Source organism: Paraglaciecola marina, from assembly GCF_004360155.1.
Taxonomy (GTDB): Bacteria; Pseudomonadota; Gammaproteobacteria; order Enterobacterales; family Alteromonadaceae; genus Paraglaciecola; species Paraglaciecola marina.
Genome location: NZ_SAIS01000009.1, coordinates 91,419 through 104,431 on the forward strand (window position 1 = coordinate 91,419; position 13,013 = coordinate 104,431).

Consider the following 13,013-nt stretch of genomic DNA (forward strand, 5'->3'; position numbering starts at 1 on the left):
GCGGTTAAAGTATTAGCAAATAAATTCAAGTTTGGAATAAAAATTATGACTGAATCTCGTTTCCCAGTGCCAGAACAGGCAAAAATAGGCTCTCATCTCACGCCAGAAAAATATCAAGAGATGTATCAAGAATCAGTCGACTCACCTGATATTTTTTGGGGTAGACAAGCAGCAACAATTGATTGGTTTAAAGCTCCAACTAAAATTAAGAATACTTCTTTTGACAAAAACAACCTGAGCATAAGGTGGTTTGAAGATGGGGAATTAAATCTTAGTTACAACTGTATAGATAGGCATTTACCAACAAAGGCTAACACAACTGCCATCATTTGGGAGGGAGATACGCCTGACCAAGATAAGCATATTAGCTACCAAACACTGCATAATGAAGTATGTAAATTAGCTAATGGCTTAAAAAAATTAGGAGTGACTAAAGGCGACAGAGTGGCGATTTATATGCCGATGATCCCTGAAGCCAGTTATGCAATGTTAGCTTGCGCACGTATAGGGGCCATCCACTCAATCATTTTTGGTGGATTTTCACCAAACGCTATAGCAGACCGAATTAATGATTGTGATGCAAAAGTTGTGATCACTTCTGATGAAGGACGCCGAGGCGGTGGCGTTGTGCCACTTAAAGTGAACGTAGATGAAGCTCTACAAGATGACAAATGTCCAAGCATTCAACATGTTGTTGTTTTTCAAAATACAGGTGGTGATGTTGAAAAACAAAGCAGAGATATTGATTGGAAGACTTTAACCGATAGTTGCAGTTTCAACTGTGAGCCTACCGTAATGAATGCTGAAGACCCTTTATTCATTCTTTATACATCTGGTTCAACAGGCACCCCAAAAGGAGTGGTGCACACCACTGGAGGGTACTTAGTGTATGCTTCCATGACTCATAAGTATGTATTTGACTATCGAGAAGGAGAAATATATTGGTGTGCAGCTGATGTAGGCTGGATTACGGGTCACACATATATGGTTTATGGTCCATTGGCAAATGGCGCAACTACATTATTATTTGAAGGTATACCGACTTACCCCGATGTGAGACGTATATGCCAAGTTGTAGATAAACATAAAGTAAACATACTATATACAGCACCTACAGCAATACGTGCTTTAATGGCCCATGGAGATTTTCCAGCTGAAGGCAGCAGTTGTGATTCATTGAGATTGTTGGGTTCTGTTGGAGAGCCTATTAACCCAGAAGCGTGGCATTGGTATTATGAAACTATCGGTAAAGGTCGATGCCCAATAGTAGATACTTGGTGGCAAACAGAAACTGGTGGGGTAATGATGACACCATTACCAAGCGTCACTGACTTAAAACCAGGGGCTGCAAGTACACCATTTTTTGGTATTCAGCCAGCGCTTGTAGATAGTGATGGCAAAGAATTAACGGGTGAAGCTGAAGGAAATTTAATCATTAAGGATAGTTGGCCAGCACAAGCACGTACTGTTTATGGAGACCACGAACGTTTCATTCAAACTTATTTTAGCACCTTCGATAATGCTTACTTTACTGGTGATGGTTCTCGTAGAGATGCAGATGGCACATACTGGATAACAGGCCGAGTTGATGATGTGTTAAATGTCTCTGGACACCGTTTAGGTACCGCTGAAATTGAAAGTGCTTTGGTTTCGCACTCGGCAGTTGCCGAAGCGGCAGTTGTTGGATATCCACATGATATTAAAGGGCAGGGCATTTATGTTTATGTAAGTCCTGTTGAAGGTATCGAACCTACAGAAGAGTTAACGAAAGAACTGATCAAATGGGTTAGAAAAGAACTTAGCCCAATAGCGTCTCCGGATTTAGTGCAGTGGACTTCAGGGTTACCTAAAACTCGTTCAGGTAAAATTATGCGCCGTATTTTGCGTAAGATTGCTGCCAATGAACATTCTCAATTAGGCGATACTTCGACACTGGCTGATCCTAGTGTGGTTGATAACTTAATCGAGAATCGCTTAGTCCGTTAATCACCCATTTTTGTTTTTTATTTTTATTAGTTAGTCCGATATAGATTAATATCAAGTGATGTTATTGATTTGTATCGGTTATACTGTTTCAATAACTAATTATTAACAAAAATAATCGCGATATCATGTATACACTGCTCATTGCCGATGATCACCCTCTCTATAGAGATGCTCTTAAAGGGGCTTTAAATGGTTCTTTACAATCACTGTCACTATTAGAGGCTGGCTCTCTCGCTGACACATTAAAAATCATTGAAAGCACAGAGGTTGACCTATTGCTCTTAGATTTACACATGCCAGGAAGTCAGGACTTATTTGGATTAATTCATGTGAGAAAGTTGTTTCCAGATTTGCCGGTGATGATTATTTCAGGTTTAGAAAATAAAGATATTGTCTCCAAAGTACTAAACACTGGTGCTATGGGCTTTATACCTAAAACTACAAGTTCCGAAGATATTGCCAAGGCCGTAGAAACAGTTCTACAAGGTGATATTTGGGTGCCTGACACATTAGTCAATGAACTTGATTCTCAAGATGATGCATTTACAGAGTTAGCGGCTAAAATAGCCACATTAACTCCAGCTCAGTACAAGGTTTTATGTTTGATGCGTGATGGTTTGTTAAATAAACAAATTGCCTATGAGTTAGGAATAGCAGTGGCAACTGTAAAAGCACACGTTACAGAAGTGTTTAAAAAATTGTCTATAAATAATCGTACCCAAGGCGTGTTAATTGCCTCACAATTACAATTAGAGCCGCCTAGCCCAACTAACTGTCATCACTAAGTTTAGTTATTAAAGAACCGTAAAATGTTTTGAGTATTATATTTTAGTTTTAAAGCTATTCAATAAAGCACGTAATTTAGCGGGTTTAATAGGTTTACTGAGATATTCCACTCCTTGTTGTTTACATTGCTGCAGTAAATTTTGTTCTCGATTAGCTGTCACTAAAATGGCTGGCAAAGCTTTACCCATTCGCTCTCTTAGCTTCGCGATTAACTGTAAGCCATTTTCTGAATCTGATAATTGGTAATCCACCAAAAGAGCATTGGGTTCAAATTTGGCTGCGATTGTTATGGCTTGATACGTAGTTTGTACGCAGCTATTTAAAATATTCCACTTCTCAAATAGGGTTGAAATTGCATCTAAATTTTCTGCTATGTCATCAACACACAATACTTTTAATTTCGCTAAGTCGGTTTTAACGGCTGGTAATGTGATTGGTGAAAAAGGTTGAGGTGTTGCTATGGGTAAGATTATTGAAAAACAACTTCCTTTTCCTAGTTTAGAGCGAAGTGTGATGGGTATATCAAGTTTTTCTTTTAATCTAGATACCACGCCTAGACCTAGCCCTACACCTTGTACTAGATGTTCTGTAACGCGGTAAAAGTCGTCAAATACTTTTTGTTGTTCAGATTTGGCCATACCTATTCCAGTATCCCAGACCTGCAGTAATACTGATGGGTCACCATCAGTTGAGGTGCGAATTCTAGCCGTGATTAGTATCTTTCCTGTATTAGTATACTTAATAGCGTTAGATAACAGATTCTGTACAATTCGATATAATGATGTTTTATCCGATGTGACCCAACAATCAGTAAGTCGAGTCCGAAAGTCTAATCCTTGCTCTTTTGCTTTCATTGAAAATTCATCGATTAATGGGCTAAGCAACATCCTCAAAGACATGGGCTCTTTGTTAATACTTAACTCATTTTGATCTAGTCTGGCTATATCTAATAAAGTCGCGATTAAGGTTTCGCTCGAAATAACGCTGTCATTTAGTTTATTTAATACCTCTCTTACATCATTGGCCACATCTGCTTCATCTAAAACTGATAAATAAAGTTTTGCAGCATTTAAAGGTTGCAACACATCGTGACTAGCAAAAGCTAAGAAACGCGTTTTACTAGCATTGGCTTCTTCTGCTGCTTGTTTGGCCTTGACTAGGTCGTGTTCCAATTGCGCTCGGCGGTCTATTTCCAATCTAAGCTCGGCATTAATTGCTTGTACTTCTTGGCCTCGTCGCTCAATTCTTCTTTCCAGATTTATATTGGCTTCTTTTAGTGCTTTTTGAATCTCGATATGTGAAGTAATGTCTGCGAAACTAGTTACAAAGCCGCCACCAGGCAGAGGATTACCGACCATCTCAATCATCTTTCCATCGCTACGTTGGCGCACAAATTTATGAGGGTGGCCTGCTTTTAAATGATCGATTCGTTTTTTAACTAAAGTTTCTACTTCACCAATACCACATTCACCTCTTACGGCATTAAAATAGACCATTTTCTCTATAGGAGTACCGACACTTATTAAATCGTCTGGGTAGTCGAACAACTGCAAATAACGTTTATTCCACGCTACTAGATTAAGATTTTTATCTATTACGCTTATCCCTTGTTCTAAATTCTCGATAGAAGTGAAAAGTGCTGAAGCATTAAATTGGATAGCTTGGGTGGTATCGTCGAAAAATGTTACCACTTCTTCAAAGTTGAGTTTTTTACCAATTAGTACACTATCTATTAACCGTTTAGCACTTGAGCTCCCCAAAACTCCTCCTAGAGCTTTTTCACAAAACATTAAAAAGTCGGGTTGAGGTGGCTTCTGCCAATCTAGTTGTATGCCACTGCGGCGTTCAAAATCTACTAACAAACTTTGAGTTCGTGGTTCACCTAGAAAGGTTGAAAGTAGAGTTGATAAATCACTTACTGTTGCTAAGGTTTGCCTTTTTTTTGATTCGTCTACTTGTCCCTCTCGAGGAGACACAAATGCCTGAGACTGCAAGCGGTCAATCAGTCTGTCTGGGGCAAAATACGAGAAAACAATATAGGCAAATGTATTAATGCTTAGACTAAGGAGAGCTACCATACTGATGGCGTCAGAATGTAAAGTGTCATTAGCCAACTCGTTACTTAAAGGTAAGATAATCCACAATATCCAGGTAAACAAACCACTCAATAAACCGGCATAGACACCATGTGCATGGCCTTTTTTCCAATATAATCCACCCACAATGGCAGGAAGAAGCTGTATGACTAAAGAGAAAGCTATTAATCCTATGGAAGCTAATGAGCGACTTCCGGTCATCTGTTGTTGATAAATATATGCCAGTAGCAATAAACACCCAATAACTAAACGCCTTACAATTAAAATCACACTCGCATAATTTTTACTGGTGTTAGTAGAAGTGTCTTCATTATGTGGTTTGGACAAAATTTTAGGCATGATGACATCATTGGTGATCATAGTACTCAAGGTAAGGGTAGCGATAATAATCATAGCCGTGGCTGCAGATAAACCTCCTAGAAATACCAGCACTTGAATGAGTATAGTGTCAGATGCCATTGCTAAACTAAGGACGTAAGTGTCTGGATCTTGATCACCTAAAATGGTTTGCCCTGAAGCTGCAATGATGGGAATAACCGCGGCAGTAATAGCCAAGTACAATGGGAATAGCCATCGAGCCGTTCTAAGGTGCTTTAATTTAAGGTTATCGATGACGGCAATATGATATTGACGTGGCAAGCAAACCACAGCTGCTGCCGCCATTACAGTTTGAGCAATAAATGAAAATGAGCCAAAGTCGCTAATATCGTTAAAGTTTTTTAATGTATTTTTAAACGTCTCTTGATCCACGGATATCGACCAGCGATAGCCAATAAAGCAAACTCCAACTAATGCTGCCAACTTCAAAGACGATTCCAGTGCTATTGCCAAGATTAAACCATGCCTATGTTCTGTGACATCTGTTCGTTGGGTACCAAAATAAATAGAAAATAAGGCAATAAAACCAGTGGCTAACATTACTATAAGCTCACTATTTTCTTGTTTGGTTACTATCTGGAAAGCTGCACCAATGGCTTTTAGTTGCAATGCCACATACGGGATTGTGGCCAATAAAGCGATTATAGTGACTAATAAAGCAACTAATTGTCTTTTGCCATATCGTGAGGAAATAAAGTCGGCAATAGTTGTAATATGTTGTTTTTTGCTAACGAGAGTAAGCTTAAATATAAACCGATAACCAAATAGATACACTATTATTGGTCCAAGTAATATTGGAAGGTATTGCCATGTATTACGGGCGGCTTCGCCCACTGCACCGAAGAATGTCCAGGCAGTACAATAAATTGCTAATGCAAGAGAGTATATAACCGGATGGGAAGTAAGCTTTGTCGCTAAGGGAGATCCCTTTTCTCCCCATTTCGCTACAAAAAACAACCCAACTAAGTAGGTTAACGCTAATATAATCCAACCAAATGCCATTTATTTTCTCTATGAAAACGATTGTTAACCAAAGGCTTAGAGAACTTTACCATACCTTTAGTGAGGTTTTGTTAACTATAAGACTATGGTCTGATCTCTAAACAATAAATTGCATAAACTGGCTATTTCAGTTTTGACTCAGGAAAATGAGTGTTTCATACCCTAAATGTAACAGAGCTCAAATACTCAGCTTTTTTACACCTTGAATAGAGACATCTTGAGCTACACGACACATCACCGTAAAATGCACGACGATTTAATGGCGAGAACCTTATGAAATTATCTGATTTTCAATTTGATTTACCTGAAGCACTTATAGCTCGGTACCCTACCAAGCAACGTACAGCAAGTCGTTTGATGCACCTAGATGGTGACAGTGGAGTTGTTTCCCATAAAAAATTTAGCGACATAGTCAGTCTAGTTAATGAGGGCGACCTTTTAATTTTTAATAATACTAGAGTGATACCGGCTCGTTTGCTTGGGCAAAAGGAGTCTGGCGGTAAAGTAGAAGTATTAGTGGAGAGGGTGCTAGACCAACACAGGGTATTGGCACATGTCAGAGCCAGTAAATCACCTAAAGTTGGGACACTACTAATTCTTGAAAATCACCTAAAAGCTGAAATGGTGCAACGTCATGATGCCTTATTTGAGTTGAAATTTCTTAATGAGGAAACAGTGTTAGCATTGCTTGAGCAATATGGGCATATGCCGCTCCCACCATACATCGACAGGCCAGATGAAGAGTCTGATAAAGAGCGCTATCAAACTGTATATAACCAGGTCCCTGGAGCTGTTGCCGCTCCTACTGCAGGTTTGCATTTTGATGAAGCGATTTTACAGCAGCTTAAAGACAAAGGGGTTAATTCTGAGTTCGTCACTTTACACGTTGGGGCAGGCACTTTTCAGCCTGTTAGAGTAGATAATATTTTTGAGCATCAAATGCACTCTGAATATGCAGAGGTTTCGCAACAGGTTGTTGATGCTATCGTAGCCACTAAAGCCGAGGGTAAAAGAGTAATAGCAGTGGGTACCACCTCGGTACGTTCACTTGAGTCTGCAGCGCAAGCCTCATTAAAATTAGGTAAGCCTCTACAACCATTCTTCAGTGACACCGATATCTTTATTTATCCGGGTTACGAATTTCAGCTAGTTGACGCTATGTTAACTAACTTTCATTTATCTGAATCAACCTTACTGATGTTGGTAAGTGCTTTCTGTGGTAAGGCAAATATTGATTTTGCATATCAACAGGCAATCGAGCACAAGTATCGATTTTTTAGTTATGGAGATGCTATGTTTTTAGAGAGAGCAAAAGCCATAGATAAATAGGCTTTTGACTCTCAACTTGTTAGAACTAATTACAATTTAAATTGATTAACAATTTTGTCTAGTTCATTTGCTTTCTCACGTAAATTGTCAGATGTTTTATTATTTTGCTCAATTATATCGTTTAAACCTGATGTTTGAGTAAATATTTCTACTATCTGTTTTCCAATATCATTACCAACTTGATTTTGTTCTTCTGCGGCATTCGCAATTTCTGAATTCATATTGGTAATTTTTCTTATTGAACCTACGATATCGCTTAGAGTAGTTGACGTTTGAGATACACTTTGTTCAGCGGCTGAACTACAAGTCATGCTGCGCTGCATCCCCTCAACAGCTAACTTAGAGTTGCTTTGGAGTTTGGCAATCATTTGTTGAATTTGTTCTGTGCTACCTTGAGTTTTACTTGCTAAATTTCTAACTTCATCAGCTACTACAGCAAAGCCTCGTCCTTGTTCTCCTGCTCGAGCTGCCTCTATCGCGGCATTTAATGCTAGTAAGTTAGTCTGTTCTGCAATGCTTTCAATCACTTGTAAAATGGTGCCGATATTTTCAACATCACCACCTACGTCCTCCACAATACCATGGGCTTTTTTGATTTCAATAATCAGCTCACCCATTTCGCTACTGCTTTTCTCTATCTGATCTAGTGCATCTTTACCATGACTGTTTGCTGCGTTGGCGGCATCAGATGCAGTTTTAGCGTTAACTAATACTTCATTTGAGGAGGCATTCATTTCTGTCGTAGCAGATGCTACTGACTCAACAGATGTTTGTTGTTGGGTGCTAAGAAGTTTAATATTGTCTGTTTGCTCTACTAATAAATTGGTCTCTGAATCAACATCCAATGCTACATTGTAAATGTGCTTTATATCTTCTTGTAAGGTTTTTAAAAATGAATTTAGATTCTCTGCGAGAATACCCGTTTCAAACTTGTCTTGAACGGGAATTCTCTGTGTTAGGTCTCCATTACCGGCACTCAGTTGACGAATGGATTCCGAAACTGTATTGAGTGGGGTTAATATGGAACTTACAATAAATAAGCTTACAGCCACCATAAGAAAAATCAGAATAATGGATATTACAGTAACCGAGGTTAGTAGTGTGTTACTAACTTCTTCCACGTGCACTTCAAAAATAGCAGAGTCTTTTTCAATACTATCGACATAGATACCGACACCAATCATTAAGTCCCATTTTTCTAAAAATATTGAATAGGATAGTTTAGGTGAGGCCACTGTCTCATTGGGCTTTGCGAAGTGATAGGTAACAAACTCATTACCGTCTCCTAATTTGTTTTTGCGACCAGCTGTGACTAAATCATTAATAAGAAATACACCGTTTATGTCTTTAAAGTCGCGATAGCTGTTGCCAATTCCTGCACTACTTGTTCCACTAAAAATACGTGTTGAATCTCCATCATAACCAAAGATATAACCATCTTCCCCAAATTCCATACGTTGCATTATTTGAACCGCTTCTTCTCTACTTCCTCCTCCTTCATATAGTGGTTTTATAGAGTGATAAGCTAAATCAATTATATTTTTAAGCTCTGTCTTTTTAGTCTTAGTAATTAGTTGTGTCGCCGACGCCTTCTCCGTTTCTATCAGATTGCCTAGTTGAACATAAATGATAGATAAGAGTGCGATGCATGTAATGACAAGTGGCAGAATTGATGTCGTTAAAAGTCTATTGCGAATCGAAAGTTTATTTAAAAGCATAAGGTAAGATGGCCTTTGTTTGATATTTTGAACCTTACCTCTAGTAATAATACAAATCTATTCGAAAGCAAGCTTAATTATTTTAAGTAAGTATGGTTAGCTAGTTATTTTGCTCAGTATGGTCATCGTTAAGTATATATCGCAATATTATTGGTTAATTTAGAAACCGGATAAAATTTAGTGGTTATATAGTTTTCAAACCAGGAAGGGATTCGTATATAATCTCGCAAATTTTTTAGCTGATCAGAATGAAATATAGTTTGTTTTGAAGGGCTTGTTCGCCATCGGACTGTTTTCCGGTAAGCAGAGAGAGATAAATGAAATTTGAATTAGACAATACAGACGGCAAAGCTCGTCGCGGTCGATTGGTATTTGAGCGTGGTGTAGTAGAAACTCCTGCTTTTATGCCTGTAGGTACTTACGGTACTGTTAAAGGGATGACTCCTGAGGAACTAGATGAAACCGGCGCGCATATTTGCTTAGGTAACACCTTTCATTTGATGTTACGGCCGGGTACTGAAATCATCAAACAGCATGGTGATTTACATGACTTCATGCATTGGGATAAGCCAATTTTGACTGACTCTGGTGGTTTCCAAGTTTTCAGTTTGGGTGACCTGCGTAAGATCACTGAAGAAGGGGTGACTTTTCGTTCTCCAATTAATGGTGAAAAAATACTTCTAACACCAGAAAAGTCTATGCAAGTTCAACGGGATCTTGGGTCAGACATAGTCATGATTTTTGACGAGTGTACGCCTTATCCTGCTACAGAAAGTGAAGCAAGAGTATCTATGGAAATGTCGTTGCGCTGGGCTAAGCGCAGTAAAGCGGAGCATGGCGATAGTCCTTCGGCTTTATTCGGGATAATTCAGGGTGGAATGTACGAAGATTTACGAGATGTTTCTCTGCAAGGTTTAGAAGATATCGGCTTTGATGGTTATGCTATCGGAGGCTTATCGGTTGGTGAGCCAAAAGACGAAATGATTAAAATTCTTGATCATACTACTGAACAAATTCCTGCAGACAAACCACGCTATTTAATGGGGGTGGGTAAGCCAGAAGACATAGTTGAAGCAGTGCGTCGCGGTATTGATATGTTTGATTGTGTGATGCCAACTCGAAATGCTCGTAATGGACATTTGTTCGTTACTGATGGAATCGTAAAAATTCGTAATGCTGTTCATAAGACTGATACAGGGCCTTTAGACGATAAATGTGATTGTTACACTTGTAAAAATTATTCTCGGTCATATCTACATCACTTGGATAAGTGCAATGAGATATTGGGCTCTCGTCTTAATACCATACACAATTTACGTTATTACCAACGTGTAATGCAGGGATTACGTGATGCAATTGCAGCTAACGACTTAGATTGTTTTGTTAGTGAGTTTTACGCCCAAAAAGGATTACCAGTACCCGAATTAAAAGAGTAACGGGTATTTAATATTTTAATAATTAACAGAGTTTAGGGGATTTTATGAGTTTATTTATATCGAATGCTTACGCGCAAGATGCTGGTGGAGCTGCCGGTGGTGGTTTTGAAATGTTGATCATGCTTGGTGTGTTTGGCTTAATTTTTTACTTTATGTTGTATCGCCCACAAGCGAAACGTGTGAAAGAGCATAAAAACTTAGTAAGCTCTTTAAGTAAAGGTGACGAAGTGTTAACCCAAGGTGGCATGGTTGGTAAGATTACCAAGGTATCAGAAGACAAAGATTTTATTGAGATTGGCTTAAACGATAGTACTAATATCGTTATACAAAAGTCTGCCATATCGGCTGTATTGCCTAAAGGTACTATGAAAGCTATATAAAGCTTTAGTTGTAGGGGCTTTGGCCCCTTTTTATTGAAAAACGGAAGGAATGTCTTGTGTTAAATCAAACTCCGCTGTGGAAATACTTTGCGGTTGTCATAGTTGTTGGTATATGTGCCTTATATGCATCACCTAATTTATATGGCGAAGATCATGCGGTACAAATTTCTGCTAGTAGTAATGCGGTAATTGACGGGGCTACTTTAGACAAAGTCTCAGCTGAATTAAAGTCAGCAAATATTCCAAGTAAAAGCATTGTGTTACAAAACGAACAAATCTTAGTTCGTGTTCCTGATTCGGATACCCAGCTAATCGCCCGTGAGACCATTGAAAAAGCCCTAGGTGATGATTATTCCGTTGCCATGAACTTGGCTCCAGATACTCCAAAATGGTTAGAGTCCTTAGGGGGGACTCCGATGAAACTAGGGTTAGACTTACGTGGTGGCGTACATTTTTTGATGGAAGTAGATATGAAATCTGCTTTGTCGAAATCCTATGAAGATATGGTGGGTGATTTTAAATCAGCTCTGAGAGAAGAAGGCATTCGTTACCGCACTGTGAAGCAGATTGACGATGGAGTTGAAATTTATTTTCGTGATGAAGAAAAGTTAGATAAAGCTGAATTTTTCCTAAAAAATCGTAATCGTGACTTTGTGTTTAGCAATAAAAGTGACTTAGTTCTTCTGGTCAAGATGTCAGAGCAAAAATTACTAGAAACACGTGATTACGCAGTAAAGCAAAATATCACGATAATCCGTAACAGGGTAAACCAATTAGGTGTTGCAGAGCCAACGGTTCAAAAACAAGGCCCCGATCGCATTGTGGTTCAGTTACCAGGTATTCAAGACACAGCAAAAGCAAAAGAGATATTAAATGCGACAGCTACTTTAGAGTATAGAGAAGTTGATCTTGAACATGATGTCCGTGACGCCATCAATGGACGGGTTCCTGCAGGTTCAGAATTATTATCTTATGAAAAAGGTGGTCCTCAATTATTGAAGAAAAAGGTCATAGTAAAAGGTAGCTCTATTATTGATGCCAACAGTGGTGTTGACCAAAACGGTATGCCTAAAGTGTCGATCTCTCTTGATTCTAAGGGGGGAGCTCAAATGCTTAATTTCACTAAAAGAGCGGTAGGTAAACCTATGGCCGTGGTATTTATTGAATATAAAGCTACGGATGAACGTGACGAGAATGACAAACTGATTTTTGAAGAAAAGCGTCGTGTTATTAGCGTGGCGACTATTAATGGGGTATTCAGTAATAAGTTTGAAACCACGGGATTAGACTCCCCTAGAGAAGCCCATGACTTAGCATTATTACTTAGAGCTGGAGCATTGATTGCGCCTATTCAAATTATTGAAGAACGTACTGTTGGGCCAAGTTTAGGCCAAGAAAATATTAATTTAGGTATGCAGGCCATTATTTGGGGCTTTGTGGCAGTGCTTGTTTTCATGTTGGCTTACTATAAAAAATTTGGCGTTGTTGCAAATATCGCATTAACCCTTAATTTAGTCATGATAGTGGGCATTATGTCTATGATCCCTGGTGCTGCGCTGAGTTTACCGGGAATGGCTGGCATTGTGCTGACAGTGGGAATGGCGGTAGATGCCAATGTACTGATTTTCGAGCGAATACGTGAAGAAATAAAAGAAGGCAGAAGCCCCCAGCAGGCTATACATCATGGTTACGATAGTGCATTTTCAACTATCCTTGATGCGAACATTACAACCTTCCTTGTTGGTTTGATACTATTTGCCGTTGGTACGGGTCCTATAAAAGGTTTCTCTATCACCTTAATGATCGGTATCGCTACTTCGATGTTCACTGCCATTGTGGTGACTCGAGTCATTGTTAATGCATGGTGGGGCGGAAAACGTCTAACCAAGTTGTCTATTTAGG

At 39.0% G+C, this 13,013-nt stretch carries 8 protein-coding genes; 6 read left to right on the plus strand and 2 right to left on the minus strand.

Going from position 1 to position 13,013, the window contains the following annotated elements:
* Window positions 1-45: 45 nt before the first annotated feature.
* Together acs and EOK74_RS13625 are read left to right on the plus strand one after the other, a co-directional pair.
* Complete coding sequence (gene acs, locus EOK74_RS13620; protein WP_133470572.1) at window positions 46-1,986, plus strand: acetate--CoA ligase; 1,941 nt, start codon at window positions 46-48, stop codon at window positions 1,984-1,986.
* Window positions 1,987-2,111: 125 nt separating this feature from the next.
* Window positions 2,112-2,771, plus strand: a complete 660-nt coding sequence (locus tag EOK74_RS13625) for a response regulator (RefSeq protein ID WP_133470573.1) — start codon at window positions 2,112-2,114, stop codon at window positions 2,769-2,771.
* A 36-nt stretch (window positions 2,772-2,807) separates the two neighbouring features.
* Here EOK74_RS13625 and EOK74_RS13630 read toward each other — a convergent pair whose 3' ends face one another.
* Window positions 2,808-6,248, minus strand: coding sequence for a PAS domain-containing hybrid sensor histidine kinase/response regulator (locus EOK74_RS13630; RefSeq protein ID WP_133470574.1), 3,441 nt, complete (start codon window positions 6,246-6,248; stop codon window positions 2,808-2,810).
* Between the two features lie 273 nt (window positions 6,249-6,521).
* Between EOK74_RS13630 and queA the strand changes: the two genes are divergently transcribed.
* Window positions 6,522-7,577 carry a tRNA preQ1(34) S-adenosylmethionine ribosyltransferase-isomerase QueA gene (gene queA, locus EOK74_RS13635; RefSeq protein WP_133470575.1) on the plus strand — a complete coding sequence of 352 codons (1,056 nt, stop codon included), beginning with the start codon at window positions 6,522-6,524 and terminating at the stop codon, window positions 7,575-7,577.
* 29 nt (window positions 7,578-7,606) lie between these two features.
* On the opposite strand, the gene EOK74_RS13640 is transcribed toward queA, so the two are convergent.
* On the minus strand, window positions 7,607-9,295 hold the full coding sequence (locus tag EOK74_RS13640; protein ID WP_133470576.1) for a methyl-accepting chemotaxis protein: 1,689 nt from the start codon (window positions 9,293-9,295) through the stop codon (window positions 7,607-7,609).
* 317 nt (window positions 9,296-9,612) lie between these two features.
* Between EOK74_RS13640 and tgt the strand changes: the two genes are divergently transcribed.
* Genes tgt through secD form a run of 3 tightly spaced genes read left to right on the plus strand, consistent with a single transcriptional unit; the run spans window position 9,613 to window position 13,012 of the window.
* On the plus strand, window positions 9,613-10,731 hold the full coding sequence (gene tgt, locus EOK74_RS13645) for a tRNA guanosine(34) transglycosylase Tgt (RefSeq protein ID WP_133470578.1): 1,119 nt from the start codon (window positions 9,613-9,615) through the stop codon (window positions 10,729-10,731).
* Between the two features lie 44 nt (window positions 10,732-10,775).
* Window positions 10,776-11,111: a preprotein translocase subunit YajC gene (gene yajC, locus EOK74_RS13650; RefSeq protein WP_133470579.1), complete on the plus strand. Its 336-nt coding sequence runs from the start codon at window positions 10,776-10,778 to the stop codon at window positions 11,109-11,111.
* 56 nt (window positions 11,112-11,167) lie between these two features.
* Window positions 11,168-13,012: a protein translocase subunit SecD gene (secD, locus tag EOK74_RS13655; protein ID WP_133470580.1), complete on the plus strand. Its 1,845-nt coding sequence runs from the start codon at window positions 11,168-11,170 to the stop codon at window positions 13,010-13,012.
* The last annotated feature ends 1 nt before the right edge of the window (window position 13,013 follow it).

Excerpts from the sequence above, each read along its gene's own strand:
- acs (WP_133470572.1), top strand. The coding sequence starts at position 46 with ATGACTGAATCTCGTTTCCCAGTGCCAGAACAGGCAAAAATAGGCTCT.
- EOK74_RS13625 (WP_133470573.1), top strand. The coding sequence starts at position 2,112 with ATGTATACACTGCTCATTGCCGATGATCACCCTCTCTATAGAGATGCT.
- EOK74_RS13630 (WP_133470574.1), bottom strand. The coding sequence starts at position 6,248 with ATGGCATTTGGTTGGATTATATTAGCGTTAACCTACTTAGTTGGGTTG.
- queA (WP_133470575.1), top strand. The coding sequence starts at position 6,522 with ATGAAATTATCTGATTTTCAATTTGATTTACCTGAAGCACTTATAGCT.
- EOK74_RS13640 (WP_133470576.1), bottom strand. The coding sequence starts at position 9,295 with ATGCTTTTAAATAAACTTTCGATTCGCAATAGACTTTTAACGACATCA.
- tgt (WP_133470578.1), top strand. The coding sequence starts at position 9,613 with ATGAAATTTGAATTAGACAATACAGACGGCAAAGCTCGTCGCGGTCGA.
- yajC (WP_133470579.1), top strand. The coding sequence starts at position 10,776 with ATGAGTTTATTTATATCGAATGCTTACGCGCAAGATGCTGGTGGAGCT.